The sequence below is a fragment of the Pseudomonas sp. BF-R-26 genome (assembly GCF_019947395.1).
GTDB lineage: Bacteria > Pseudomonadota > Gammaproteobacteria > Pseudomonadales > Pseudomonadaceae > Aquipseudomonas > Aquipseudomonas farris.
This window is the reverse complement of the sequence record NZ_JAGYGK010000014.1, coordinates 205,179-228,541: the sequence shown is the minus strand read 5'-3', so window position 1 is coordinate 228,541 and position 23,363 is coordinate 205,179. Positions and strand designations below refer to the sequence as shown.

At 60.4% G+C, this 23,363-nt stretch carries 21 protein-coding genes and 1 pseudogene; 14 read left to right on the top strand and 8 right to left on the bottom strand.

The features are described from left to right. Nucleotides 1–435 precede the first annotated feature (435 nt). The 3 genes from KGB18_RS21875 to KGB18_RS21865 are packed head-to-tail and all read left to right on the top strand — an operon-like array spanning nucleotide 436 to nucleotide 4,045. Complete coding sequence (locus tag KGB18_RS21875; protein ID WP_223570460.1) at nucleotides 436–2,001, top strand: ABC transporter ATP-binding protein; 1,566 nt, start codon at nucleotides 436–438, stop codon at nucleotides 1,999–2,001. A gap of 11 nt (nucleotides 2,002–2,012) precedes the next feature. After that, a complete protein-coding gene (locus KGB18_RS21870; RefSeq protein ID WP_223570459.1) occupies nucleotides 2,013–3,119 on the top strand; it encodes an ABC transporter permease in 1,107 nt (368 codons plus the stop codon). Continuing rightward, nucleotides 3,119–4,045, top strand: coding sequence for an ABC transporter permease (locus KGB18_RS21865; protein ID WP_223570458.1), 927 nt, complete (start codon nucleotides 3,119–3,121; stop codon nucleotides 4,043–4,045). The genes KGB18_RS21870 and KGB18_RS21865 overlap by 1 nt, the downstream gene beginning before the upstream one ends. A gap of 80 nt (nucleotides 4,046–4,125) precedes the next feature. Here KGB18_RS21865 and KGB18_RS21860 read toward each other — a convergent pair whose 3' ends face one another. Further along, nucleotides 4,126–4,548 carry a hypothetical protein gene (locus KGB18_RS21860; RefSeq protein ID WP_123718934.1) on the bottom strand — a complete coding sequence of 141 codons (423 nt, stop codon included), beginning with the start codon at nucleotides 4,546–4,548 and terminating at the stop codon, nucleotides 4,126–4,128. Nucleotides 4,549–4,632: 84 nt separating this feature from the next. Here KGB18_RS21860 and KGB18_RS21855 point away from each other — a divergent pair. From KGB18_RS21855 to KGB18_RS21845, 3 genes and pseudogenes are all read left to right on the top strand, one after another. Further along, nucleotides 4,633–4,833, top strand: a pseudogene (locus KGB18_RS21855) (MerR family DNA-binding protein); the annotation flags it as partial. Between the two features lie 25 nt (nucleotides 4,834–4,858). Continuing rightward, nucleotides 4,859–5,545 (top strand): SDR family oxidoreductase, encoded by a 687-nt coding sequence (locus tag KGB18_RS21850; RefSeq protein ID WP_008006308.1) that lies wholly within the window; start codon nucleotides 4,859–4,861, stop codon nucleotides 5,543–5,545. Nucleotides 5,546–5,811: 266 nt separating this feature from the next. Further along, on the top strand, nucleotides 5,812–7,170 hold the full coding sequence (locus KGB18_RS21845; RefSeq protein ID WP_223570457.1) for an 8-oxoguanine deaminase: 1,359 nt from the start codon (nucleotides 5,812–5,814) through the stop codon (nucleotides 7,168–7,170). 120 nt (nucleotides 7,171–7,290) lie between these two features. Here the strand turns inward: KGB18_RS21845 and KGB18_RS21840 are convergent, their stop codons facing one another. Next, the gene (locus KGB18_RS21840) at nucleotides 7,291–8,379 is read right to left on the bottom strand and encodes a calcium:proton antiporter (RefSeq protein WP_223570456.1); all 1,089 of its coding nucleotides are present in this window, start codon (nucleotides 8,377–8,379) and stop codon (nucleotides 7,291–7,293) included. Nucleotides 8,380–8,676: 297 nt separating this feature from the next. Between KGB18_RS21840 and KGB18_RS21835 the strand changes: the two genes are divergently transcribed. From KGB18_RS21835 to KGB18_RS21825, 3 genes are all read left to right on the top strand, one after another. Then, entirely contained in the window at nucleotides 8,677–9,759 is a 1,083-nt protein-coding gene (locus KGB18_RS21835; RefSeq protein ID WP_123718938.1) for a BMP family ABC transporter substrate-binding protein, read from the top strand. 162 nt (nucleotides 9,760–9,921) lie between these two features. Then, the gene (locus tag KGB18_RS21830; RefSeq protein ID WP_223570455.1) at nucleotides 9,922–10,887 is read left to right on the top strand and encodes a 2-oxoglutarate and iron-dependent oxygenase domain-containing protein; all 966 of its coding nucleotides are present in this window, start codon (nucleotides 9,922–9,924) and stop codon (nucleotides 10,885–10,887) included. Nucleotides 10,888–10,968: 81 nt separating this feature from the next. Further along, nucleotides 10,969–11,922 carry an adenosine deaminase gene (locus KGB18_RS21825; RefSeq protein WP_038978824.1) on the top strand — a complete coding sequence of 318 codons (954 nt, stop codon included), beginning with the start codon at nucleotides 10,969–10,971 and terminating at the stop codon, nucleotides 11,920–11,922. Nucleotides 11,923–12,037: 115 nt separating this feature from the next. Here the strand turns inward: KGB18_RS21825 and KGB18_RS21820 are convergent, their stop codons facing one another. From KGB18_RS21820 to KGB18_RS21810, 3 genes are all read right to left on the bottom strand, one after another. Then, on the bottom strand, nucleotides 12,038–13,420 hold the full coding sequence (locus tag KGB18_RS21820; protein WP_201062581.1) for an MFS transporter: 1,383 nt from the start codon (nucleotides 13,418–13,420) through the stop codon (nucleotides 12,038–12,040). A gap of 136 nt (nucleotides 13,421–13,556) precedes the next feature. After that, a complete protein-coding gene (locus tag KGB18_RS21815; RefSeq protein WP_048396202.1) occupies nucleotides 13,557–14,291 on the bottom strand; it encodes an ArsR/SmtB family transcription factor in 735 nt (244 codons plus the stop codon). Nucleotides 14,292–14,605: 314 nt separating this feature from the next. Beyond that, nucleotides 14,606–15,535 (bottom strand): LysR family transcriptional regulator, encoded by a 930-nt coding sequence (locus tag KGB18_RS21810; protein WP_123718943.1) that lies wholly within the window; start codon nucleotides 15,533–15,535, stop codon nucleotides 14,606–14,608. Between the two features lie 117 nt (nucleotides 15,536–15,652). Between KGB18_RS21810 and KGB18_RS21805 the strand changes: the two genes are divergently transcribed. Both KGB18_RS21805 and KGB18_RS21800 read left to right on the top strand, forming a co-directional pair. Beyond that, nucleotides 15,653–16,666, top strand: coding sequence for a zinc-binding alcohol dehydrogenase family protein (locus KGB18_RS21805; protein ID WP_201062579.1), 1,014 nt, complete (start codon nucleotides 15,653–15,655; stop codon nucleotides 16,664–16,666). Nucleotides 16,667–16,896: 230 nt separating this feature from the next. After that, nucleotides 16,897–17,067 (top strand): hypothetical protein, encoded by a 171-nt coding sequence (locus KGB18_RS21800; protein ID WP_007907130.1) that lies wholly within the window; start codon nucleotides 16,897–16,899, stop codon nucleotides 17,065–17,067. A 9-nt stretch (nucleotides 17,068–17,076) separates the two neighbouring features. Here the strand turns inward: KGB18_RS21800 and KGB18_RS21795 are convergent, their stop codons facing one another. Together KGB18_RS21795 and KGB18_RS21790 are read right to left on the bottom strand one after the other, a co-directional pair. Further along, nucleotides 17,077–18,273 (bottom strand): multidrug effflux MFS transporter, encoded by a 1,197-nt coding sequence (locus tag KGB18_RS21795; protein WP_123718945.1) that lies wholly within the window; start codon nucleotides 18,271–18,273, stop codon nucleotides 17,077–17,079. Nucleotides 18,274–18,380: 107 nt separating this feature from the next. Beyond that, nucleotides 18,381–18,578: a heavy-metal-associated domain-containing protein gene (locus KGB18_RS21790; RefSeq protein ID WP_008069687.1), complete on the bottom strand. Its 198-nt coding sequence runs from the start codon at nucleotides 18,576–18,578 to the stop codon at nucleotides 18,381–18,383. 159 nt (nucleotides 18,579–18,737) lie between these two features. Between KGB18_RS21790 and KGB18_RS21785 the strand changes: the two genes are divergently transcribed. The 3 genes from KGB18_RS21785 (at nucleotide 18,738) to cueR (ending at nucleotide 22,096) form a co-directional block, all read left to right on the top strand. Further along, complete coding sequence (locus KGB18_RS21785; RefSeq protein ID WP_048396201.1) at nucleotides 18,738–19,121, top strand: hypothetical protein; 384 nt, start codon at nucleotides 18,738–18,740, stop codon at nucleotides 19,119–19,121. Between the two features lie 171 nt (nucleotides 19,122–19,292). Continuing rightward, entirely contained in the window at nucleotides 19,293–21,686 is a 2,394-nt protein-coding gene (locus KGB18_RS21780) for a heavy metal translocating P-type ATPase (RefSeq protein ID WP_123718946.1), read from the top strand. Further along, nucleotides 21,683–22,096 carry a Cu(I)-responsive transcriptional regulator gene (cueR, locus tag KGB18_RS21775; protein WP_007907120.1) on the top strand — a complete coding sequence of 138 codons (414 nt, stop codon included), beginning with the start codon at nucleotides 21,683–21,685 and terminating at the stop codon, nucleotides 22,094–22,096. Before KGB18_RS21780 ends, cueR begins: the two co-directional genes overlap by 4 nt. Here the strand turns inward: cueR and KGB18_RS21770 are convergent. Beyond that, nucleotides 22,050–23,264 (bottom strand): MFS transporter, encoded by a 1,215-nt coding sequence (locus KGB18_RS21770; protein ID WP_123718947.1) that lies wholly within the window; start codon nucleotides 23,262–23,264, stop codon nucleotides 22,050–22,052. The genes cueR and KGB18_RS21770 overlap by 47 nt on opposite strands. Nucleotides 23,265–23,363 lie beyond the last annotated feature (99 nt).

Here is a 23,363-nt window from a genome sequence, read left to right as displayed (position 1 = left end):
AACCCTTCTGTCATGCGGCTTTGCGGGCTTTGCTCATTTTTCATCCAAATTCCCAGCAACAACATTTATTCCACGTAAAAACAATCAGTTAGAGCGGTTTATCGCCATTAGAAGAAAGCCCCTCAGTGCTTATGCCCCTCCAGTCGGCTTGCGCACAAATACTGTGGAACAACCTGTGGATAACCCGTTCATGGCTGGCGCAGCCCCATGTCCGACATAGCTTGCAGGGTATTGCTCGTTTTTTGATCAATTCACCGCGCGCAAAACCAGAGCCTGATCAAGGAACGTGCCCTCAAGTGGTGCCTGATTCGGAATTGGAATATGACGGGGCATCCTCCACAACGCCTATGCCAGCAAGGCTTTGCCGATTTCCTGACTCAATGGCCAGGAAATTGCTTTATTCCCAGGTATAACTTCTGTCGACCTGAGCCTGTCATGTCCAACCCCGTGCCGATCCCCGATCAAATACCTCGCCTGCAACTGCGCAGAATCAGCAAACGTTACCCCGGTTGCCTGGCCAACGATGCCATCGACTTGAGCATTGCGCCCGGTGAAATCCACGCCCTGCTCGGCGAAAACGGTGCGGGCAAAAGTACCCTGATGAAGATCATCTACGGCGTCACTCACGCCGACTCAGGGGAAATGATCTGGCAGGGCCAGCGCGTGACCATGCGCAATCCGGCCCAGGCTCGCGGCCTCGGGATTGGCATGGTGTTCCAGCATTTCTCGCTGTTCGAAACCCTGAGCGTGGCGCAGAACATCGCGCTGGCAATGGGCGCAGCGGCAGGAACACCGAAGCAGCTTGAGCCGAAGATTCGTGAAGTGTCCCAACGCTACGGCATGGCCCTGGAACCGGAGCGACTTGTCCACAGCCTGTCCATCGGCGAGCGTCAACGGGTGGAAATCATTCGCTGCCTGATGCAAGACATTCGCCTGTTGATTCTCGATGAGCCTACGTCGGTACTGACTCCACAAGAGGCCGATGAGTTGTTCGTCACTTTGCGCCGACTGGCCACCGAGGGCTGCAGCATTCTGTTTATCAGCCATAAGCTCGGCGAAGTGCGCGCGTTGTGCCACAGCGCTACGGTGTTGCGCGGCGGTCGGGTGGCCGGGCATTGCGTGCCGGCGGAGTGCTCGGATCGGCAACTGGCGCAATTGATGGTTGGTGAAGCCGCCGAGCTGATCACCGACTATCCAAAGGTCATAGGCGCTGATGCGTTTTTGAACGTGACGGGGTTGTCCTGGCACAACCCGGACCCGTTCGGCTGCTCTCTGAAGAATATTGATTTCGACGTGCGCAGCGGCGAAATCGTGGGGGTCGCCGGGGTGGCAGGCAATGGTCAGGATGAGTTGCTGGCCTTGCTCAGTGGTGAAGAACGGTTGCCCCGCGATGACAGCGCAACAATCAGTTTCGGCGGGCAACCGGTGGCCCATTTGCGACCGGATGCTCGACGTAAACTTGGCTTGGCATTCGTCCCCGCCGAGCGTCTGGGCCATGGCGCGGTGCCGGAGCTGAGCTTGGCAGATAACGCCCTGCTCACCGCGTTTCAACAGGGGCTGGTCAGCAACGGCCTGATCCAGCGCGGCAAGGTCGAAGCGCTGGCCGAAGACATCATTCGCCGCTTCGGGGTCAAGACACCTGATGCCCAGGCGCCTGCTCGCAGCCTGTCCGGCGGCAACTTGCAAAAATTCATCCTCGGCCGGGAGATCCTTCAGCAGCCTAAATTGCTGGTGGCCGCGCACCCGACCTGGGGTGTGGACGTCGGCGCGGCCGCGACCATTCACCGGGCGTTGATTGCCTTGCGCGATGCTGGCGCGGCGATTCTGGTGATCTCTGAGGACCTCGACGAACTGTTCCAGATCAGCGACCGCCTCGGCGCCCTGTGCGGCGGTCGACTGTCGCCATTGCAGGCCACCGTCGACACCCATCTGAGCGACGTCGGCGGCTGGATGGCCGGCCAGTTCGACGCGCCTCAATCACCTGCCCCCGTAGCGCTTTAACGGAGTTTCACATGCTGCTTTCTCTCGAACCCCGTGGCCAGCAATCGCGCCTGATGTTGTGGTGCTCGCCCTTGCTGGCGGCCGTGTTGACGCTGGGCTGCGGCTCATTGCTGTTTATCGCGCTGGGCCACGATCCGTTGCTGACCTTGCACACGTTGCTGATTGCACCGATCAGCGATCTTTATGGCGTCTCCGAATTGTTGGTCAAAGCGTTGCCGATTCTGCTCTGTGCATTGGGCCTGGCGGTGGCGTATCAGGCGCGGATCTGGAACATCGGCGCCGAAGGTCAGTTGCTGCTCGGCGCCCTCGCCGGCAGTGCGTTGGCAGTGAACATTATCGATATGCAAAGTCGCTGGGCGCTGGTGCTAATCCTGATGGTCGGCACCTTGGCCGGCGCCGCGTGGGCCGGGTTGACTGCATGGTTGCGCACGCGCTTCAACGCCAATGAAATCCTCACCAGCATCATGCTCAATTACATCGCCCTGAACCTGCTGCTGTTCTGCGTCCACGGCCCGCTGAAGGACCCGGCCGGGTTCAACTTTCCAGAGTCGGCGATGTTCGGCGATGCCAGTCGACTGCCGCTGTTGATGGAGGATGGCCGGGTTCACGCCGGTGTGTATTTCGCCTTGCTCGCGCTGGTAGCGGTGTGGGTGTTGCTGCAGAAAAGCTTTGTCGGCTTCCAGATCAAAGTGCTTGGGCTGGACAAGCGCGCCGCCGGTTTTGTCGGCTTTCGCGAGAAGCGGCTGATCTGGCTGGCGCTGTTGATCAGCGGCGGTTTGGCGGGGCTGGCCGGCGTGTGCGAAGTCACCGGGCCGATCGGCCAACTGGTGCCTCAAGTCTCGCCGGGTTACGGCTACGCGGCGATCACCGTGGCGTTTCTCGGGCGACTGAATCCCATCGGCATTCTGTTTTCCAGCCTGTTGATGGCGCTGCTGTACATCGGTGGCGAGAGCGCGCAGATGAGCATGAACCTGCCGCAAGCCATCACTCAATTGTTCCAGGGGATGATGCTGTTTTTCCTGCTGGCCTGTGACGTACTGATTCTCTACCGACCGCGTTTGAACCTGCGCTGGGCTCGCCGTGCACCAACCACCGCCGTACACGCAGGAGCCTTGTGATGGATATCGATCTGCTGAGCAATATTTTCTACGCCATGGTCCGTTGCGGTACGCCGTTGTTGCTGGTGGCGCTGGGCGAGCTGATTTGCGAGAAGAGTGGCGTCCTCAATCTCGGGCAGGAAGGCATGATGCTGTTTGGCGCGGTGATCGGTTTTATCGTCGCGCTGAACAGCGGCAATCTCTGGTTTGGCGTGTTGCTGGCAATGCTCGCCGGGATGCTGTTGTCGTCGCTGTTTGCCTTGGTGGCACTGGTGTTCAATGCCAATCAGGTGGCGACCGGGTTGGCGTTGACGATCTTCGGCGTGGGCCTGTCGACCTTTGTCGGCGCAGCGTGGGTTGGCAAACCGTTGGCGGGTTTTGAGCCAGTGGCGATTCCGTTGTTGAGTGAAATCCCGCTGATCGGGCGGATGCTGTTTGCCCAGGACTTGTTGGTGTATCTGTCGTTCGCGCTGTTCACGTTAGTGGCCTGGGTGATTCTGAAAAGTCGCGTCGGGTTGATTATTCAGGCAGTCGGCGAAAACCCGGATGCCGCTAGTGCCATGGGCTTGCCGGTGTTGCGCGTGCGTAAGCTGGCGGTGCTGTTTGGCGGCGCAATGGCGGGGTTGGCCGGGGCTTATTTGTCCCTGGCGTACACGCCGATGTGGGCGGAAAACATGAGCGCCGGTCGTGGCTGGATTGCCCTGGCGCTGGTGGTGTTTGCCAGTTGGCGGGTGTGGCGATTGCTGCTCGGGGCGTATCTGTTCGGTCTCGCCAGCATCCTGCATTTGGTGGCGCAGGGGTTAGGGCTGGCGATTCCGTCGAGCCTGTTGGCGATGCTGCCGTATGTCGCGACCATTGTGGTGTTGGTGCTGCTGTCCCGGGATGCCGTGCGCACACGGTTGTATGCGCCGGTTTCGTTGGGGCAGCCGTGGCAGGCCGGGCATTAGGGTTGGCTTCAAGGGCCTCATCGCGGGCAAGCCCGCTCCCACAAGTTTTGTGTCGATCGAAAATTCCGTGTTCGCCAAAATCACTGTGGGAGCGGGCTTGCCCGCGATGGCGCCCGAACAGGCATCACCTGAACAACGCCCCACGCCAATTCAAAGACCAAGAAAACAACCAGCAATGAACTGGCGCCGTGGAGCAAGGCATACAGTTGCCAAGCCGAAAACAGAAACCTCCCCACCGCGTCATACCGCCCAAACACCAACTGCGGATCACGAATCCGCAGCACCGCCCAGACGCACACAATCGAACCCAATAAATTCGCCATCAGCATATGCATCGGCTCGAACGGCGGCAGCTCGCCTGGCAGATTGAAAGTCTGACTCAGGCTCAACAACACGCCATGCAACGCCGCAAAACTCCACGGTGTCACAAAAGCAGCGGTCACGATCAGGTCGTACCACGCACTGCCACGCACCACTTGACGATATTGCGTTGAAGTCCACATCGGCATTGCTCTATAAATTCAGGGAGCAACAAGGCTAAAGCCTGGAGTATGCTCCAGGGTCAAGCCCTCTCGAGACACCAAGATTCGGCTCAGCGGCGGGGCTTTACCCTTGGTGAGATCGGCAGCAGTGTCGCTGCGCTGTGGCAGGCGCCCGACCCAGCCAATGCCGTTACCCGGCTGTTGCAAGACAAACTGAACCTGATCGAAACCCGCATCGCCGAACTCGACGTCTTGCGTCAGGAACTGCAACATCGACTCGGCCAGCGTTGTCCATTAAATCCGTGATTCTCATCTATCTAGGAAGCCATTCATGTCTACGGCAAAAACCGCACTCATCATCGGCGCCTCCCGGGGCTTGGGCCTCGGTCTGGTGAAAACCCTGCTGGCCGACGGCTGGCAAGTCACCGCCACCGTGCGTAACCCGCAGAGCGCCGAAGCCTTGCAAGCGTTGGGCAAGGTGCGGATCGAAAAACTCGACATGGACGATCAGCAAGCAGTCATCGCCCTTAGCCAACAACTCAAGGGTGAAGTGTTCGACTTGTTGTTCGTGAATGCCGGGGTCAAGGGGCCGGAGGTCCAGACGCCGGGCGGCGCGACGTTGGCCGAGGTCGGTCAATTGTTCTTCACCAACGCCGTGGCGCCGATCAATCTGGCCCAGCGATTTGTCGGGCAGATTCGTGAAGACAGCGGCGTGCTGGCGTTCATGAGTTCGGTGCTGGGCAGCGTGACCATGCCCGACGCGCCGGAGCTGGCGCTGTACAAGGCCAGCAAGGCGGCGCTGAACTCCATGACCAACAGCTTCGTCACCCAATTGGGCGAACAGAAACTCACCGTGCTGTCGCTGCATCCGGGTTGGGTGAAGACTGATATGGGCGGTGAAGGCGCGGACATTGATGTGGAAACCAGCACCCGCGGGCTGATCGATCAGGTGAATGCGTATGCCGGCAAGGGCGGGCATCATTTTGTGAACTACAGGGGTGAGACCATTCCCTGGTAACACCACCGCACCCTGTGGGAGCTGGCTTGTCGGATCGCCGCACCGCTGCGATAGCATCACCTCGGTATCGCTGAAAAACCGAGGTGCCTGCATCGCGGGCAAGCCCGGCTCCCACAGGGTTTGGCATCGTCTGGTCGGACCGGGCTTGCCCGCAAAGCTTTTTTGTTCGAAACTCCGCACCTCGCCCCCGCGGCGACCCTGGATCAGCAGACAGGGCAACACTGAGCTGGCAACCCTGAACCCAACTTTCAGAGGAGCCGGCCACCATGCCTGCGACCCGTACCTGGTTAAAAAATCCCCTCGCCATTTTCACGGCCAACGCGCTCGATGCCCGTGGCGGTCTGGTGCTGCAAGACGGTTTGATCGTCGAAGTGCTCAGCGCCGGCCAGCAACCCTCCGCGCCCTGTGACCACGTTTTCGATGCGCGCGAACATGTGATCCTGCCAGGGCTGATTAATACCCATCACCACTTCTATCAAACCCTGACCCGTGCCTGGGCGCCGGTGGTTAATCAGCCGTTGTTCCCGTGGTTGAAAACCCTCTATCCAGTTTGGGCTCGCCTCACCCCTGAAAAACTTGCCCTCGCCACCAAAGTCGCGTTGGCCGAGTTGCTGCTGTCCGGTTGCACCACCGCGGCCGATCACCATTACCTGTTTCCGGAAGGCCTGGAAAACGCGATCGACGTACAGGTCGAGAGCGTCCGCGAACTGGGCATGCGCGCCATGCTCACTCGCGGTTCCATGAGCCTTGGTGAAAAAGACGGCGGCCTGCCTCCGCAGCAAACCGTCCAGGAAGGCGAAGTGATCCTCGATGACAGCCAACGTTTGATTGCCGCGTACCACGAGCGTGGTGATGGTGCGCAGATTCAAATCGCCCTGGCGCCGTGCTCACCGTTCTCGGTGACCCCGGAGATCATGTCCGCCAGCGCCGAACTGGCGAACTCCCTCGACGTGCGCCTGCACACGCATCTGGCAGAAACCCTCGATGAAGAAGACTTCTGCCTGCAGCGCTTCGGCCTGCGTACCGTCGATTATCTGGACAGCGTCGGCTGGCTCGGCCCGCGCACCTGGCTGGCCCACGGCATTCATTTCAACCCCGACGAAATCGCCCGTCTCGGCGCGGCCGGCACGGGTATTTGCCATTGCCCGAGTTCGAACATGCGCCTGGCCTCCGGCATTTGCCCGACGCTGGACCTGACTGCTGCGGGTGCGCTGCTGGGTCTGGGCGTGGACGGTTCGGCGTCCAACGATGCGTCGAACATGATCCTCGAAACCCGTCAGGCGCTGTACATCCAGCGGCTGCGTTATGGCGCGGAAAAGATTACGCCGGAGTTGGTACTGGGCTGGGCGACCAAGGGCTCGGCGAGTTTGCTCGGGCGCAGCGATATCGGTGAACTGGCGGTGGGCAAGCAGGCGGATCTGGCGTTGTTCAAACTGGATGAACTGCGCTTCTCCGGCAGCCATGATCCGGTGTCGGCGCTGCTGCTGTGCGGCGCGGATCGGGCGGACCGGGTGATGGTCGGCGGAAAGTGGCGGGTGATCGATGGACAGGTTGAGGGGCTGGATCTGAAAGGGTTGATTGCCGATCACAGCCAGGCGGCTCGGCAGTTAATCAGCGGCGTCTGATACGACACCTTTCCCATGTGGGAGCGAGCCTGCTCGCGATGACGGAGTGTCAGTCAGTTTAATGGTGCCTGACACACCGCCATCGCGAGCAGGCTCGCTCCCACAGTGGCTTGTGGTGTTTCAGAGGCCCAACAACGACAACATGATGAACGTCGCAAACAGCACAAAGTGGGTCATGCCTTCGATGGCGTTGGTTTCTCCATCATTGAGGTTGATCGCGCTGACGATCAGGGTGATGAAGATCATAACGGTCTGCACCGGGGTCATCGCCATCTGAAATGGCTGGCCGGTGTAGAGCGCCATCGCTTCCATCACCGGCACCGTCAGGATCACCGTCGACAGCGACGCGCCCATGGCGATGTTGACGACCGACTGCATGCGATTGGCCAGTGCCGCCCGCAACGCGGTCAGAATCTCCGGCGCCGCGGAAATTGCCGCCACCAGAATCGCCGTGATCACCGGCGGAGCTCCGGTTCCTTCCAGGCCCAGATCGAGGGTCTTGGACATGACTTCGGCCAATGCGCCGATCACCACCACGCCAAACACCAACGTGCCGATGCTCAATGCCAGATTGATCGGTTCGGGCTTCTCGTCCGGTTCCTTCCTGCGACGCTTTTCCGGGTAGCTGTAGCTGAAGAAATAGCTATGAGGCCCGACCTGCATGCGCAGGAACAAAGCGTAGAGCACGACCATCGCGCCGATGGTGAAGGCTGAATAGAGTTTCCAGTTGGCCTCGGGAATGAACTCCGGCACCACCATGGAAACGCCCATGGCGGTGAGGATCATCACGCTGTAGCTGCGCGCCGAGTCGTCGTTGTAAGACTGTTCGCCGTGCTTGAGCCCACCCATCAACGCGGCCAGGCCGAGAATGCCGTTGATGTCGAGCATCACCGCTGAATAAATCGTGTCGCGAACCAGCGTCTTTGAGGCTTCGTTGCTCATCATGATCGCCAGGATCACCACTTCCACCAACACCGCTGCCAGGGTCAGGATCATTGTGCCGTAGGGGTCGCCGACTTTTTCGGCGAGCAGTTCGGCATGATGGGCGACGCGCATCGAGGCAGCGACGATGAACGCGATCAGCACCAGGCCGGCGCTCAGGGCAATGGTCTGGCCGCTGTGCAGCAGCCAGTGCTCCATCGGGTAGGCGACGAAGGCGGCGATCAGGGCCAGCAGTAGAAACTTTTCTTGCTTGATGAGTGTGAGCATCGCGGGCCTTTTGCCGAACTGAGCGAAATCGGCGTGATGAGCTACTGACTGCGGGGCGGCGCCAACGTTTCGTTACACCTTAGCGCACCAGTGGATGGCAGTTGCGCATGGTCATGCACTTTTATCGGCCTTGCGGGCCTCTTCGCGGGCAAGCCCGCTCCCACAGGATTTGCGCAAGTCATGTAGGAGCGGGCTTGCCCGCGATGACCGTTACGCGATTTCGATCATTTTGTTGTCCTGTTGGTCAGCAATTTGCATTGACCTCGCACACCTCACAACAAAATGGAGTTCCAGTTCATGCATAAACGTCCGTTGAAGCAGCTACTTTGCGCTGTCGCCGCAGCCATCGGTCTGAGCGCCAGCCTGACCGCCAGTGCTGCCGACCCGCTGAAAGTCGGCTTCGTCTATATCGGCCCGATCGGTGACCACGGCTGGACGTATCAGCATGAACAGGGACGCAAGGCGCTGGCTAAGAAGTTCGGCGAGCAGATCACCACCAACTACGTGGAGAACGTCGCCGAGGGCGCCGACGCCGAGCGGGTGATCCGCAACATGGCCAAGGACAAATATGATCTGATTTTCACCACGTCTTTCGGCTACATGAACCCGACCCTGAAAGTCGCCAAGCAATTTCCCAAGGTGACTTTCGAACACGCCACCGGCTACAAGCAGGACAAGAACCTTGGCACTTACCTGGCGCGCACTTATGAGGGCCGCTACGTCGGCGGTTTCCTCGCGGCGAAGATGACCAAGACCAAGAAAGTCGGCTACGTCGCTTCTTTCCCGATTCCGGAAGTCATTCGCGATATCAACGCCATTCAACTGGCCCTGAACAAGTACAACCCGGGCACCGAGATCAAAGTGGTGTGGGTCAATTCCTGGTTCGATCCGGGCAAGGAAGCCGACGCCGCCAATGCGCTGATCGACCAGGGCGTGGACGTGGTGTTCCAGCACACCGACAGCCCGGCACCGATCCAGGCGGCCGAACGGCGCGGCGTGTATGCCGTCGGTTATGCGTCGGACATGGCGCACTTCGGGCCAAAAGCGGTGCTGACGTCTATCGTCAACGACTGGGGGCCGCACTACATTCAGGCGACCCAAAGCGTGCTCGACCACACATGGAAATCCCAGGATTACTGGGGCGGTCTGAAGGAAGGCACGGTTGAGTTGCCGATCAGCGACCTGGTGCCGGCTGCGGTAAAAACCGAAGCCGAACAGATCATTGCCGACATCAAGAGCGGTGCGTTGCATCCGTTCACCGGGCCGATCAAGGACCAGGCCGGCGTCGAGAAAATCCCGGCGGGCGCGACGGCAACCAATGCGGAACTGGCGTCGATGAATTACTACGTCGAAGGCATGAAGGCCGAGATACCGAAGTAATTCCTTTGAACCAAAACACAGTACCTGTGGGAGCGGGCTTGCCCGCGATAGCGGACTTTCAGTCAACAGAGATGTTGGATGTGCAGACGTCATCGCGGGCAAGCCCGCTCCCACAGGGCTCTGCAGTGTTTTGTCAATCTGCGTACTCTTCAGGACAATCGCATGAACAGCCTCCCGATCATCGACATCAGCCCGCTCTACAGCGCTGATCAAAACGCCTGGCAATCGATCGCCACACAAATCGACCATGCCTGCCGGGAATGGGGCTTTTTCTATATCAAGGGCCACCCGATCGCCCCGTCGCGTATCGATGCCGTGCTCGACCATGCCCAACGTTTCTTCGCCCTGCCCGCCGCCGAAAAACTCAAGATCGACATCACCCAGACCCGCCACCACCGCGGCTATGGCGCCATCGCCACCGAGCAACTCGACCCGAGCAAACCCAGCGATCTGAAAGAAACCTTCGACATGGGCCTGCACCTGCCGGCTGATCATCCCGAGGTTATTGCGAAAAAACCATTGCGCGGTCCCAACCGTCATCCGTCGATGCCCGGCTGGGAATCGCTGATGGAGCAACACTACGTCGACATGCAGGCGCTCGCTCAAACCCTGTTGCGGGCCATGACTCTGGCGCTGGGCATTGAGCGCGACTTCTTCGATACGCGATTCAAAGAACCGGTCAGCGTGCTGCGGATGATTCATTACCCGCCGCGCCATACTGCCAGCACCGAAGATCAGCAAGGTGCCGGCGCTCACACCGATTACGGCTGCATCACCCTGCTCTATCAGGATGCCGCGGGAGGTCTGCAAGTGCGCAACGTGCAGGGCGAATGGATTGATGCGCCGCCGATCGAAGGCACGTTCGTGGTCAACCTCGGCGACATGATGGCGCGCTGGAGCAACGACCGTTACCTGTCGACGCCGCATCGGGTGATCAGCCCGCAGGGGGTGGATCGGTACTCGATGCCGTTCTTTGCCGAACCGCACCCCGACACGCCCATCGAATGCCTGCCCGGTTGCCAGGACGAACGGCATCCGGCGAAGTATCCGGCCACCACCTGCGCCGAGTTCCTGCTGTCGCGCTTTGCCGATACCTACGCCTATCGACGGGAACAGGAAGCCGTGTAATGAACCGGCTGGTCAGGTTTTGCTCATTGTTTCTGCGGGCATCTGTAGAATGCCCTCATTGCACCTGATGAGATTTCAAAAATGTACGACTGGCTGAACGCTCTGCCCAAGGCAGAATTGCACTTGCACCTGGAAGGTTCGCTGGAGCCTGAGCTGCTGTTCGCCCTGGCCGAACGCAACAAGATCGCCCTGCCGTGGAGCGACGTTGAAACTCTGCGCAAGGCTTACGCCTTCAATAACCTGCAAGAGTTTCTCGACCTGTATTACCAGGGCGCCGACGTGTTGCGCACGTCTCAGGATTTCTACGACCTGACCTGGGCTTACCTGCTGCGCTGCAAGGCGCAGAACGTGATTCACACCGAACCGTTCTTTGACCCGCAAACCCACACCGACCGTGGCATCCCGTTCGAAGTAGTGCTCAACGGCATCGCCGCCGCACTGAAGGATGGCGAGCAGCAACTGGGCATCACCAGTGGTTTGATCCTCAGTTTCCTGCGTCACTTGAGCGAAGACGAAGCGCAGAAAACCCTCGACCAGGCATTGCCGTTCCGCGATGCGTTTGTCGCCGTGGGCCTGGACAGTTCGGAGATGGGCCACCCGCCGAGCAAGTTCCAGCGGGTGTTCGATCGTGCGCGCAACGAAGGCTTCCTGACCGTGGCCCACGCCGGTGAAGAAGGCCCGCCCGAGTACATCTGGGAAGCCCTCGACCTGCTGAAAATCCAGCGCATCGACCATGGCGTTCGCGCCATCGAAGATGAGCGTTTGATGCAGCGGATCATCGACGAGCAGATCCCGCTGACCGTGTGCCCGTTGTCGAACACCAAACTCTGCGTGTTCGATCACATGTCCCAGCACAACATCCTCGACATGCTCGAGCGCGGTGTGAAGGTCACGGTGAACTCCGATGACCCGGCCTACTTCGGCGGGTATGTCACCGAGAACTTCCACGCGCTGTACACCGATCTGGGGATGACCCAGGATCAGGCCAAGCGCCTGGCGCAGAACAGCCTGGATGCCAGATTGGTCAAACCTTAAAAGCCACCGAATAACCTGTGGGAGCGGGCTTGCCCGCGATAGCGGACTGTCAGCCAACTCAATGTTGAGGCAGTTGGCCTCATCGCGGGCAAGCCCGCTCCCACAGGGACTGTGTTCAGCCGACGATCTCTACTTCGCTCAACTCTTCCAACGTCTTGCCCCGGGTTTCCATCCCGAACATCCACACCACCCCCGCCGCAATCGCAAAACACATCGCCCCCAGCGCAAACACTCCGCCCTGCCCGGTCATCGGGAACACCAGCCCGGTCACCAACGGCCCGAGCAACGACCCCACGCGGCCGATAGCCGAAGCGAACCCCGAACCCGTGGCGCGTGCCGACGTCGGGTACAACTCAGGGGTGTAGGTGTAGAGCACCGCCCACATGCCGAACAGGAAGAACTGCATCAGCAGCCCCGAGGTAATCAACAGACTGACGTTGCCGCCGAACACCGCACTCTGGCCATAAAGAAACGCCATGACCCCACCGCCGAGCAATGTCACGACGCACACCGGTTTACGCCCCCAACGCTCCACCAGCCAGGCAGCCATGAGAAAACCGGGAATCCCGCCGAGGGAAATCAGCACCGTGTAATACACCGACTGGGTCACGGCGAAACCCGATTGTTGCAACAGCGCACTGAGCCAGGACGTCAGGCCATAGAAACCCAGCAAGGCGAAGAACCACACGCTCCAGATCATCATCGTGCGCTGGCGATACTGCGGCGACCAGATCTCTCGTAGCGCAGAGAAGAAAGTGCCCGGTTGACTCGCCACCCGGGGCAGACGAATCGGTTCAGGCAACTCCGTACGGCCCAGTGAAGCCCGAACCCGGGCTTCGATGCCGCGCAAGACCTTATCCGCCGCGTCATGATGCCCGGCCTGCTCCAGCCAGCGCGGTGACTCGGGAATGAAAAAACGAATCGCCAGGACGAACACCGCCGGCACCGCCAACACCAGAAAGATGTCGCGCCAGCCAATCACCGGCAACAGGAAGTACGACAGCACCCCGGCGGCGACGAAACCGAGGGGCCAAAAACCATCCATCAATGCGATGTAACGCCCACGTCGCTTTGCCGGAATCAGCTCGGACAGCATCGACTGCGCAATCGGAAACTCCATGCCCATGCCGATCCCCAACAGGACTCGGAATAGCGTCAGCGTTTCGACGTTCTGCGCCGTGGAGCACAGGTAGCTGGCGATGCCCCACAGCACAATGCTCCACTGGAACACCGGTTTGCGCCCGAAGCGGTCGGCCAACATACCGGACAGCGATGCGCCCATGACCATGCCGAAGAAACTCGAACTGGCCAGCAATCCGGCCTGCGCCGTGCTCAGGCCGAACTCGGTTTTGATCGAGCCGAGGAGGAAGGTCATCATCGCCAGGTCCATGGAGTCGAAGAAAAACGCCAAGGCAATGATGATGAAAATGATGCGGTGATAACCGCTGATGGGCAGCCGTTCCAGTCGTTCTGCCGCGCTGAAGCTTCGTGTTTCCATGCCACATCCCCCCAATCCTGAAAGTCCCCGGATCGAGTGTGCGCGATAGCGGCTGGGGATTATTGCTGAATACGACCTGTCCACAGCTCTGAACGACGCCTGAAACAAAGATCCCGGACGTCGCATCTCAATGGCTCTAAAGCGCCATTTCCAGTTCGGTTTCCTTGGCGAAGCGATGGATTTCCCGTTGCCCCGCAGCGGTGATCTGCAACGCTCGCGAATCGTTGGGCAGGCTCAACCAGCCGGATTGCATGAACAACTGCAACAACGCTGCGCCCAATGAGCCACCCATGTGCGGGCGTCTTTCGCTCCAGTCCGGGCAAGCGCAGGCGACTCTGCTGTTGCGATGAGCCAGCGCCTGGATGAACACACCGCGTGTGGCCAATTGTGTGGCGCCCTTGTGAGTGATCATGACCCGTTGATCGAGTTGCTCGATCCACCCCGCATCCAGCAGACGCTGGTAAAGATCGGCGGCCAGGGTGCCGCCCAGATGGTCGTCGCAGAGCCTGGCCCGCAGCAATGACGAAGGCGCCGCCTGAGGTTTGGCGATAGGGCTGGTGCGTTTGAAAACCTCTGGAATATCCCGAGGCGCGCTGGCCAGGGTCGCGCTGGCCAAGGCCTCTATCGCGGCGCCGACTTCGGGCGCGGCAAGCCGGAAAAACCGCTTGCGTCCACGGGTTTCGACTTTCAACAGACCTCCGGCGGACAAACGCCCTAAATGCGCACTGGCCGAAGACGGCGACAGGCCGGCCAGCAACGCCAGCTCTTCGGTTTGCCGCGCCGAGCCGTCCATCAAGGCCCACATCATTGCGCTGCGCTTTGGGTCAGCCAGCAATGTGGCGATCTGGCTGATGCAAGGTGCATGTTCCATGTATTCACTCCCTGTTGAATCGTTTCGTCTACTGCTCAGAGACATCTTGACCAGTAATGTGTCGTCGGCCAAGACGCGAAAACCGCCATAAACCGGCAAAGGCACCCACTCACCCAGGCCATTGCTTCGCGGGTGCAATGAAGGTCCGGTGATGACCATGGGTCTGACCGAATCGAACCTGAACTCGCCATTGCGAGGTCGACGGTGCGTACATGAGGCGAGCGCTAGTATAAGCGGGTTAACCGCCGGTTCCTGCCCTCGGGGATCCATTGGTGGTGATAGTTCCTGACAGAAATTTCGCTATTTGCCTGCGACTAATGATCGACATCCGATTTAGTCGGAAATTGACTGCTTATACGAGCGCATCGGCTGGCAAGCATTTCCCGCAAAAGGTTCACCGGCTTACTCAATTGTGCGCGATGGGCGCACAGCAAATTCAGCGGTGCGCGCTCACAGAGCAGCTCCGGCATCAGCACTTTCAACCGACCGGCCAGCACATCGGCAGCGACATCGAGCCAGGACTTATACGCAATCCCCGCCCCCGCTATGGCCCACAGACGCACAACATCGGCGTCGTCACTGAAACGATCGCCACTGACCGTCAGGCTCACTTCACGTTTGCCATCGTGGAAACTCCAGTGATCGTGGACCCGGCCGCCGAGCATGAACAACAGGCAATTTTGCTGAGCCAGTTGCTCCAGATGCCGAGGTTCGCCATGCCGGGCCAGGTAACTCGGCGCCGCACAGAGCACGCGACGGTTTTGCGGAGCGATGGGCAACGCCACCAGACTTGAGTCTTCCGGCTCGCCATAACGCAGGGCAATGTCCACCGGTTGGCGGAACAGGTCGGCGATGCGGTCGCCCAATAGCAACCGAACCGTTAGTTTCGGATGTTCACGCTGAAACTCGTCGAGCCACGGCAACAGCAGGTTGCGACCGAAGTCCGAAGGCGCCGACAGCTGCAAAATCCCGCTGACCTGATCCTGCCCGCTGGCCAGCAGGCGGCGACCTTCATCAAGATTGCTCAAGGCTGCCCGGGCGTATTCCAGAAAGCCCTCGCCTTCAGCGGTCAAGCGCAGGCTACGGGTAGAGCGGGCGAGCAAGCGCGCGCCGAGTTGTTGTTCGATGCGCTTCAACGCCGCACTGGCCACCGCCGCCGACATATCCATCACCCGCGCCGCCGCCGACAGACTGCCCAGGTCCGCAGCCCGAACGAACAACTGCAAGTCATCGAAACGCAACATCGCCAGCCCCGATTATCAAAAAAATATTGAAAGAGACTGCTCTTTTAGCGGGTTTTATCTTGCCGGGAAATAACCAATCATCTGTCCCATCGAAATCATTCCCTCTGAGGACCCCACATGAAAGCCATTGCCTACTACGCCTCCCTGCCCATCAGCGACGAAAAATCCCTGCAAGACATCGAACTGCCAGAACCGGTCGCTGGCCCGCGCGACCTGTTGGTGGAGGTCAAAGCCATCTCGGTCAACCCGGTGGACACCAAAGTTCGCCAGAACGTCCAGCCTGAAGGTGGCGCGGCAAAGGTGCTGGGCTGGGACGTGGCCGGTGTGGTCAAGGCCGTCGGCAGCGAAGTGACCTTGTTCAAGACTGGCGACAAAGTGTTCTACGCCGGCTCCATCGCCCGTGCCGGCGGCAATAGCGAGCTGCATGTGGTGGATGAGCGAATCGTCGGCCATATGCCGAAAACCCTCGGTTTCGCCGAAGCCGCCGCCCTGCCCCTGACCGCCATCACCGCGTGGGAACTGTTGTTCGAGCGCCTGCAAGTGCGCGAAGGCAAAACCGATGAGGGCCAGAGCCTGCTGATCGTCGGTGCCGCTGGCGGTGTGGGTTCGATCCTCACGCAATTGGCCAGCCAGCTCACCGGGCTGAAGGTCATCGGCACCGCCTCCCGTGCCCAGACCCAGAGTTGGGTGCGTGACCTGGGCGCCGATCAGGTGATCGATCATAGCCAGCCGCTGAGTGAAGAACTCAAACGTGCGGGGTTCGAGCAGGTGACTCACGTCGCCAGCCTGACCCAGACCGATCAACACCTGGATCAATTGGTGGAGGCGTTGGCGCCGCAAGGCAAACTGGCGCTGATCGACGATCCGAAATCGCTGGACGTGACCAAGCTCAAGCGCAAGAGCCTGTCGCTGCACTGGGAGTTCATGTACACCCGCTCGCTATTCGAAACCGCAGACATGATCGAGCAACACAAACTGCTCAACCGCGTCGCCGGGCTGATCGATGCGGGCACGCTGAAAACCACGGTCGGCGAGCACTTCGGAACCATCAACGCGGCTAACCTGCGGCGTGCCCATGAGCTGTTGGAGAGCGGCAAGTCCAAGGGCAAGATTGTGCTTGAAGGGTTCTGAAGAGTAGGAGCTGCCGGAGGCTGCGATCTTTTGATTTTGCTTTAAAAACACAAGATCAAAAGATCGCAGCCTTCGGCAGCTCCTACAGGGGATGGCGATCTTTTGCCGTCAGTCAGAGAATTGACCGTTGTCACAATTGCGATCGTATTCAGGTCTACAATCGAAGACTCTGCGAACAATCATTTACGTGATGTCTTTTACGAGACGTCTTTTACGAAAGGAGTTCAGCAATGAAGATCCTGATAAAAGAAGTAGCAACATCCCGCTGGCAGGTCCGCCTGGATCAACACGCTGTGACGTTCCGCAGTGAGGCCGAAGCCCTGGCCTTCACTAAAACGCTTGAAGCGCGCTTGCACGCGCCCCATCAGATTCCCGACCGTCAGCATCGCGCTGCTGGCTGAGTCCCGTCCTCAGACTTGGGCTTGCGTCAGCGCCCGGGCATTTTGCAAACGTCGGGTGAGCGTTGCCGCGCTCACCACCAGAATCCCGCACAGGCTGATGACCATGGCCATCGGCATGGCGCTGCCATCATGCAAAACCCCCACCAATGCTGCGGCCCCGGCGGCAACGCTGAACTGCAGGCAACCGAGCATCGCCGAGGCACTGCCCGCCCGCGCGCCCTGCCCGTTCATGGCGCAGGCTGAGGCGTTGGGCACAATACAACCCAGGCTGGCGATGCAGAGGAAAAGCGGAATCAGCAACGGCCACAACTGCGCGGTATGCAACGCGCTGACCGCCAACAGGGCCAGACCGCCCGCCAGATAGAACCAGACGGTACGCGCCAGTAAAAAAGCCGGACCGCGTTTGGCCAGCATTCGGGCATTTACCTGGGCCACCAGAATGAAACCCGCCGCGTTAATGCCGAACAGCCAGCCGAAATGCTCGGCCGGCACGCCATAGAGTTTGATGAAGACGAACGGTGAACCGGCGATGTAGGCAAACATCCCGGCGATGGCGACACCGCCAGTCAGGGCATGGCCGAGGAAGATCGGGTCCGCCAGTAACCGACCGTACTGACGCAGCGCGCCCGACAACGGTTGGCGCGGCACATGGGCCGGCAGACTTTCCGGCAGCCCGAGGGCCACTGCCAACCCTGCCAATGCACTAAAACCGGTCAGCACCAGAAAGATCGATTGCCAGCCAGTCGTGTTGACCAGCAACCCGCCCAGCATCGGCGCAAGAATCGGCGCCAGGCCCATCACCAGCATCAACTGCGAAAAGACCTTCGCCGAACCCACCGCATCGCATTTATCGCTGACCACCGCCCGCGAAATCACCATGCCCGCGCAACCGCCCAGCGCCTGGACGAAACGTGCGCCAATCAGCCACTCCAGAGTCGGCGCATAAGCACAGGCCAATGAAGCGACGGTGAACAAGCCGACACCTGTCAGCAAGGGAATCCGTCGCCCGAAGCGATCAGCCACCGGGCCGTACGCCAGTTGGCCAATGGACAGGCCAAGGAAATAGGCCGCCAGGGTCAGTTGAACGTGTTTTTCGTCGGTGCCGAAAGCGAGCGCCATCGCCGGGAATGCCGGCAAATAGAAATCGATCGCCAGCGGACCGAAAGCGCTCAAGGCGCCGAGAATCATGATTGTGCGAAAGTTCATCAGGCGTCCAGGTTAGGCATGCAGGTTGGCCATGGATCGGCAGGCCAACAGTCTAGCCGGGCGTGGACGCCTTGAACATTCCGTTAGGTCGCTAACTATTAAAAAACTCAGGCCAGTTTGACGCCATAACCCTCTTCGCTGATCGCGGCGATCACCTGATCGGCCGTCAGCGCACTTTCAACGCCGACTTCTTTTGCCGCCAGATCAATGCGCACGCTGGCCGCGGGATCCTTGGCTTGCAGCGCCTGAGTGATGGCCTTGACGCAATGACCGCAGGACATGCCTTCAACGTTGAACACTTGCATGGGACGTCTCCTTAATGGGGCCCTTTAATCGGGTTGAGGGCAGTCTCGAGCTTGCCACCATGGCAAGGTCAAGTTCTGAGGCAAGCTGCCGGGCTGGCAATCGGCGCCGTGCTCGGCCAAGCTGCGTCCATCTATGACTCGACCTCAGGAGATTCAGCCATGCGCTGGTCAGCTCTCAGCCTGTTTGGCTTCCTCAGCCTATTTGCCGCGACACCTTCGGTCCAAGCCGCCGGGGAGGACTACGGCGTGCTGATCATTTCCCGCGAGCGTCTGGAGGTTTCGACTTCCTGCGAGATCGGCGTGTACATCCAGGATCAGCTATCGGCGCGACTGTTCCAGGAACAGAGCACCTCGTTCAACCTGCCGCCGGGCAATGTGTCCCTGCGTCTCAAACTGCTGCCGGGCCAGGCGCCGGGTTGCAACCCGGGCATGCTCGCGCCGGGTTCGCAGAACATCACGCTCAAGGCCGGGGATGTGTTGAAGTTCCGGATTGCGATGACGCAGGAAGGGATGTACCTCAAACCTGCCGCCCTCGAATATTGAGTCGCCTGTAACAAAGATCGCAGCCTGCGGCAGCTCCTACGGGATCGGGTTAACACGCTGTCAATGTAGGAGCTGCCGCAGGCTGCGATCTTTTGATCTGAGACATGGCGCTTGACCTTGCCCGCATGGCAAGGTTGATCCTGTAGGTAATTTCTACAGGGAGCGTGACCGATGTCCGAATCCACCACCTTCGATCTGCCGATTGCCGGCATGACCTGCGCCAGTTGCGCCGGGCGTGTCGAGCGTGCCTTGAGCAAAGTTCTCGGCGCCACGGCCGTCAGCGTCAACCTGGCCACCGAACAGGCCCGGGTTCAAGCGCCCAGTGACAGCCTGCCGGCCTTGATGGACGCGGTGCTGCAGGCCGGTTACAGCGTGCCACAGCAGACCCTGGAATTGAGCATCGACGGCATGACCTGCGCGTCCTGTGTTGGCCGCGTCGAACGGGCACTGGCCAAGGTGCCGGGGGTGAAGAGCGTCAGCGTCAACCTGGCCAACGAGCGTGCCCACCTCGAATTGCTCGGCCAGGTCGACCCGCAAACCCTGATCGGCGCCGTGACCAAGGCCGGATACTCCGCCAGCGTCTGGGAAGTCGAACACCCGCAAATCGACAATCAACAGCAACGACTGCACCGTGAACGCTGGGCTTTGCTGGCGGCTATCGCCCTCGCTTTGCCGCTGGTGCTGCCGATGGTGCTGCAACCTTTCGGCGTGCACTGGATGCTTCCGGCGTGGGTGCAGTTCGCGTTGGCCACACCGGTGCAGTTCATCTTCGGCGCGCGCTTCTATGTCGCTGCGTGGAAAGCCGTGCGCGCCGGTGCCGGCAACATGGATTTGCTGGTAGCCCTGGGCACCAGCGCCGGCTACGGTTTGAGCGTTTACGAGTGGGCCACCGCCGCCGGCCGCCTGCCGCACCTGTATTTCGAAGCCTCGGCGGTGGTGATCGCTTTGGTGCTGCTGGGCAAATACCTGGAAAGCCGCGCCAAGCGCCAGACCGCCAGCGCCATCCGCGCCCTTGAAGCCTTGCGTCCGGAGCGAGCCATTCAGGTGATCAATGGCCGCGAACAGGACGTTGCGATCAGCGCTTTGCGCCTCAACGATCTGGTCATGGTCAAACCCGGTGAACGCTTCCCGGTGGATGGCGAAGTGGTGGAAGGCCAGAGCCACGCGGATGAAGCACTGATCAGCGGCGAGAGCCTGCCGGTGCCAAAACAGCCGGGTGACAAGGTCACCGGCGGCGCCATCAATGGCGAAGGTCGGCTGCTGGTTCGGACCTTGGCGCTCGGCGCAGAAACCGTGCTGGCGCGGATCATCCGCCTGGTGGAAGACGCGCAGGCGGCGAAAGCGCCGATCCAGAAACTGGTGGATAAAGTCAGCCAGGTGTTCGTGCCAGCGGTGCTGCTGATCGCGCTGGTGACCTTGATCGGTTGGTGGCTGTACGGCGCGCCACTGGAAACCGCGTTGATCAACGCGGTCGCAGTGTTGGTGATCGCCTGCCCTTGCGCACTCGGGCTGGCCACGCCGACGGCAATCATGGCCGGCACCGGTGTGGCGGCGCGCTACGGGATTCTGATCAAGGACGCCGAAGCTTTGGAGCGTGCCCATGAAGTCAGCGCCGTGGTGTTCGACAAGACCGGCACATTGACTTCGGGCACGCCGCGCATCGCTCATCTGAGTGCCATCGAAGGTGATGAAGCTGCTCTGCTGCAAATGGCTGGTGCGCTGCAACGCGGCAGTGAACACCCGTTGGCCAAGGCTGTGCTGGATGCCTGCACCGAGCGCGGCCTGACCGTGGCTGATGTCAGCGACAGTCAATCGCTGACCGGGCGCGGTATTGCCGGCAATCTCGATGGTCGGCGATTGGCTTTGGGCAATCGGCGTCTGCTGGAAGAAAGCGGGCTGAGCACCGGGTCATTGGCCGACTCCGCAACCGCTTGGGAAACCGAAGGCCGGACCCTGTCCTGGCTGATTGAACAAAGCCCTGAACCGCGAGTGCTCGGTCTGTTCGCCTTCGGTGACACGCTCAAACCCGGCGCCTTGCAAGCGGTGCAACAGCTGAGTGCACGGAACATTAGCAGCCACCTGCTGACCGGCGATAACCGCGGCAGCGCCAAGGTAGTCGCCGAGGCGCTGGGCATCAGCGATGTCCACGCCGAAGTATTGCCGGCGGACAAAGCTGCCACCGTCGCCGCACTGAAAAAAACCGGCGTGGTGGCAATGGTCGGCGACGGCATCAACGACGCACCGGCCCTTGCCGCGGCAGACATCGGCATCGCCATGGGTGGCGGCACCGACGTCGCCATGCACGCTGCCGGGATCACCCTGATGCGCGGCGATCCACGGCTGGTGCCGGCGGCACTGGAGATCAGCCGCAAGACCTACGCGAAGATTCGCCAAAACCTGTTCTGGGCCTTCGTCTATAACCTGATCGGCCTGCCACTGGCGGCGTTCGGCTTCCTCAACCCGGTGCTGGCCGGCGCGGCCATGGCGCTATCGAGCGTCAGCGTGGTGAGCAATGCGTTACTGTTGAAAACCTGGAAACCCAAAGACCTGGAGGACAACCGATGAACATTGGCCAAGCGGCCCGCCAGAGTGGTCTGAGCGCAAAGATGATTCGTTACTACGAATCCATCGGCCTGCTCAAAGCAGCCCATCGCACCGACAGTGGCTATCGGGTCTATGGCGACGACGATCTGCATACTCTGGCGTTCATCAAGCGCTCTCGGGATTTGGGTTTCTCGCTGGAAGAGGTCGGCAAACTGCTGACCCTCTGGCAAGACCGCCAGCGAGCCAGCGCCGATGTGAAGGCGCTGGCCCGTCAGCACATCGACGAGCTGAACCAGAAGATTCGCGAACTCGGCCAACTGCGCGACACCCTGCAAGACCTGGTAGAACATTGCCACGGCGACCACCGCCCGGACTGCCCGATCCTCAAGGAGCTGGCGTCGGGCTGCTGCGCCGAACCCGCCCATTCCTGAGCGCCAACCCCTTCGCCACCAGCAACGTGGTGAGGGGAATGCCGTGAAACAACAGCACCACCGCGCCGGGCGTCCACCAGGAATAGAACGGCGCGGCGATCAACATGCCGATGCCGAACCCGGTCATTTGCAGCAGCGTCAGAAAGCTGAAAATCGGCAGGCGCAGGTTGTCCGGTTCACGTTGCAGGCGCGACATCAGGCCGACTTCCGAGAAGCCGTCACCCAAGCCTGCGGGCAATGAAAACAGCAACAAGCCGTAAAGGGTTTGCTGTTGGAACATCAGGATGAAGCCGCAGGACATCAGCAACACGCCGAAGAAAAATCGCCGTTCAAGGTGCGCGTTGTCCGTACCTTTCAGGCGACTGGCGATTCGTGCTCCGATGAATTTTCCGATGGCCCAGACCGCCAGCATCAGGCCCAGGGTGGTGCTGGCCGACTCGGGTGTCAGCAGTTTTGAAATGATCGGGAGGCCGACGTTGTGCCCGGCGCTGCCCAAAGTGTCGGCCATGGCAACAGCCAGCATCGCCGCCAGCACCGGCGCCGTGCGCAAACCCTGACGCAGGGCTGACCATTCGCCTTGTTTGTGAAAGGGCTCATCACTGGGTTCAGGTCTGGAAAACCGCAGCGGCACAATCAACAACGCCGCCAGCAGGTAAGTGACCACGTTCAGGGCAAATACCGTTTCAAAGCCAAACCCGGCCACCAACAACCCCGCCACCAGACTCCCGCCGACCATCGCCGCAGACGACGCCGAGGTAATCCAGGCGTTGGTCTTGAGCAACTGCGCCTTATCGATCATGTGCGGCAATTGGCTGTTGAGGCCGATGGCAAACATCGAATTGCCAAACCCCAGGCCGAACGCGATCAGCGGTAGCAGCAGCGCTTGTTGAGTGACCGGCAACACCAGCAGCAGGCCCAGCAAACCGGCGCGCAGCAGGTCGAAGGCAATCAGCGGCAGGCGCCCGGCCCAACGGCGATAGAACCGGGTGCCAATCAGACTGGCAAAGATCCCCCCGGCTACACGGCTGGCGAGGAAGATGCCGACGCTCATGGCGCTGTTGCTGAGCAGATAGACGTAAGTGGCCAGGGCGACCATGTTGAGGAAAGCGCCGAAGTCCGAAATCAGCCGGGCGGCGATGATCAGTTGGGCATTGCGGGTGGAATTCACATTCAGTCCTTGAGTGTGGTGAGTATCGCCGTTGTGGATTGTCTGGTCTGACGCCATCGCGGGCAAGCCACGCTCCCACAGGTCAGGTGTCGATCATAG

Bases quoted from the DNA above. Each gene is read 5' to 3' on its own strand.
- KGB18_RS21795 (WP_123718945.1), bottom strand. From the start codon at position 18,273: ATGAACTTTCGCACAATCATGATTCTCGGCGCCTTGAGCGCTTTCGGT.
- KGB18_RS21835 (WP_123718938.1), top strand. From the start codon at position 8,677: ATGCATAAACGTCCGTTGAAGCAGCTACTTTGCGCTGTCGCCGCAGCC.
- KGB18_RS21850 (WP_008006308.1), top strand. From the start codon at position 4,859: ATGTCTACGGCAAAAACCGCACTCATCATCGGCGCCTCCCGGGGCTTG.
- KGB18_RS21805 (WP_201062579.1), top strand. From the start codon at position 15,653: ATGAAAGCCATTGCCTACTACGCCTCCCTGCCCATCAGCGACGAAAAA.
- KGB18_RS21875 (WP_223570460.1), top strand. From the start codon at position 436: ATGTCCAACCCCGTGCCGATCCCCGATCAAATACCTCGCCTGCAACTG.
- KGB18_RS21840 (WP_223570456.1), bottom strand. From the start codon at position 8,379: ATGCTCACACTCATCAAGCAAGAAAAGTTTCTACTGCTGGCCCTGATC.
- KGB18_RS21780 (WP_123718946.1), top strand. From the start codon at position 19,293: ATGTCCGAATCCACCACCTTCGATCTGCCGATTGCCGGCATGACCTGC.
- KGB18_RS21815 (WP_048396202.1), bottom strand. From the start codon at position 14,291: ATGGAACATGCACCTTGCATCAGCCAGATCGCCACATTGCTGGCTGAC.
- KGB18_RS21820 (WP_201062581.1), bottom strand. From the start codon at position 13,420: ATGGAAACACGAAGCTTCAGCGCGGCAGAACGACTGGAACGGCTGCCC.
- KGB18_RS21810 (WP_123718943.1), bottom strand. From the start codon at position 15,535: ATGTTGCGTTTCGATGACTTGCAGTTGTTCGTTCGGGCTGCGGACCTG.
- KGB18_RS21800 (WP_007907130.1), top strand. From the start codon at position 16,897: ATGAAGATCCTGATAAAAGAAGTAGCAACATCCCGCTGGCAGGTCCGC.
- KGB18_RS21865 (WP_223570458.1), top strand. From the start codon at position 3,119: ATGGATATCGATCTGCTGAGCAATATTTTCTACGCCATGGTCCGTTGC.
- KGB18_RS21870 (WP_223570459.1), top strand. From the start codon at position 2,013: ATGCTGCTTTCTCTCGAACCCCGTGGCCAGCAATCGCGCCTGATGTTG.
- cueR (WP_007907120.1), top strand. From the start codon at position 21,683: ATGAACATTGGCCAAGCGGCCCGCCAGAGTGGTCTGAGCGCAAAGATG.
- KGB18_RS21830 (WP_223570455.1), top strand. From the start codon at position 9,922: ATGAACAGCCTCCCGATCATCGACATCAGCCCGCTCTACAGCGCTGAT.
- KGB18_RS21825 (WP_038978824.1), top strand. From the start codon at position 10,969: ATGTACGACTGGCTGAACGCTCTGCCCAAGGCAGAATTGCACTTGCAC.
- KGB18_RS21845 (WP_223570457.1), top strand. From the start codon at position 5,812: ATGCCTGCGACCCGTACCTGGTTAAAAAATCCCCTCGCCATTTTCACG.
- KGB18_RS21860 (WP_123718934.1), bottom strand. From the start codon at position 4,548: ATGTGGACTTCAACGCAATATCGTCAAGTGGTGCGTGGCAGTGCGTGG.
- KGB18_RS21790 (WP_008069687.1), bottom strand. From the start codon at position 18,578: ATGCAAGTGTTCAACGTTGAAGGCATGTCCTGCGGTCATTGCGTCAAG.
- KGB18_RS21785 (WP_048396201.1), top strand. From the start codon at position 18,738: ATGCGCTGGTCAGCTCTCAGCCTGTTTGGCTTCCTCAGCCTATTTGCC.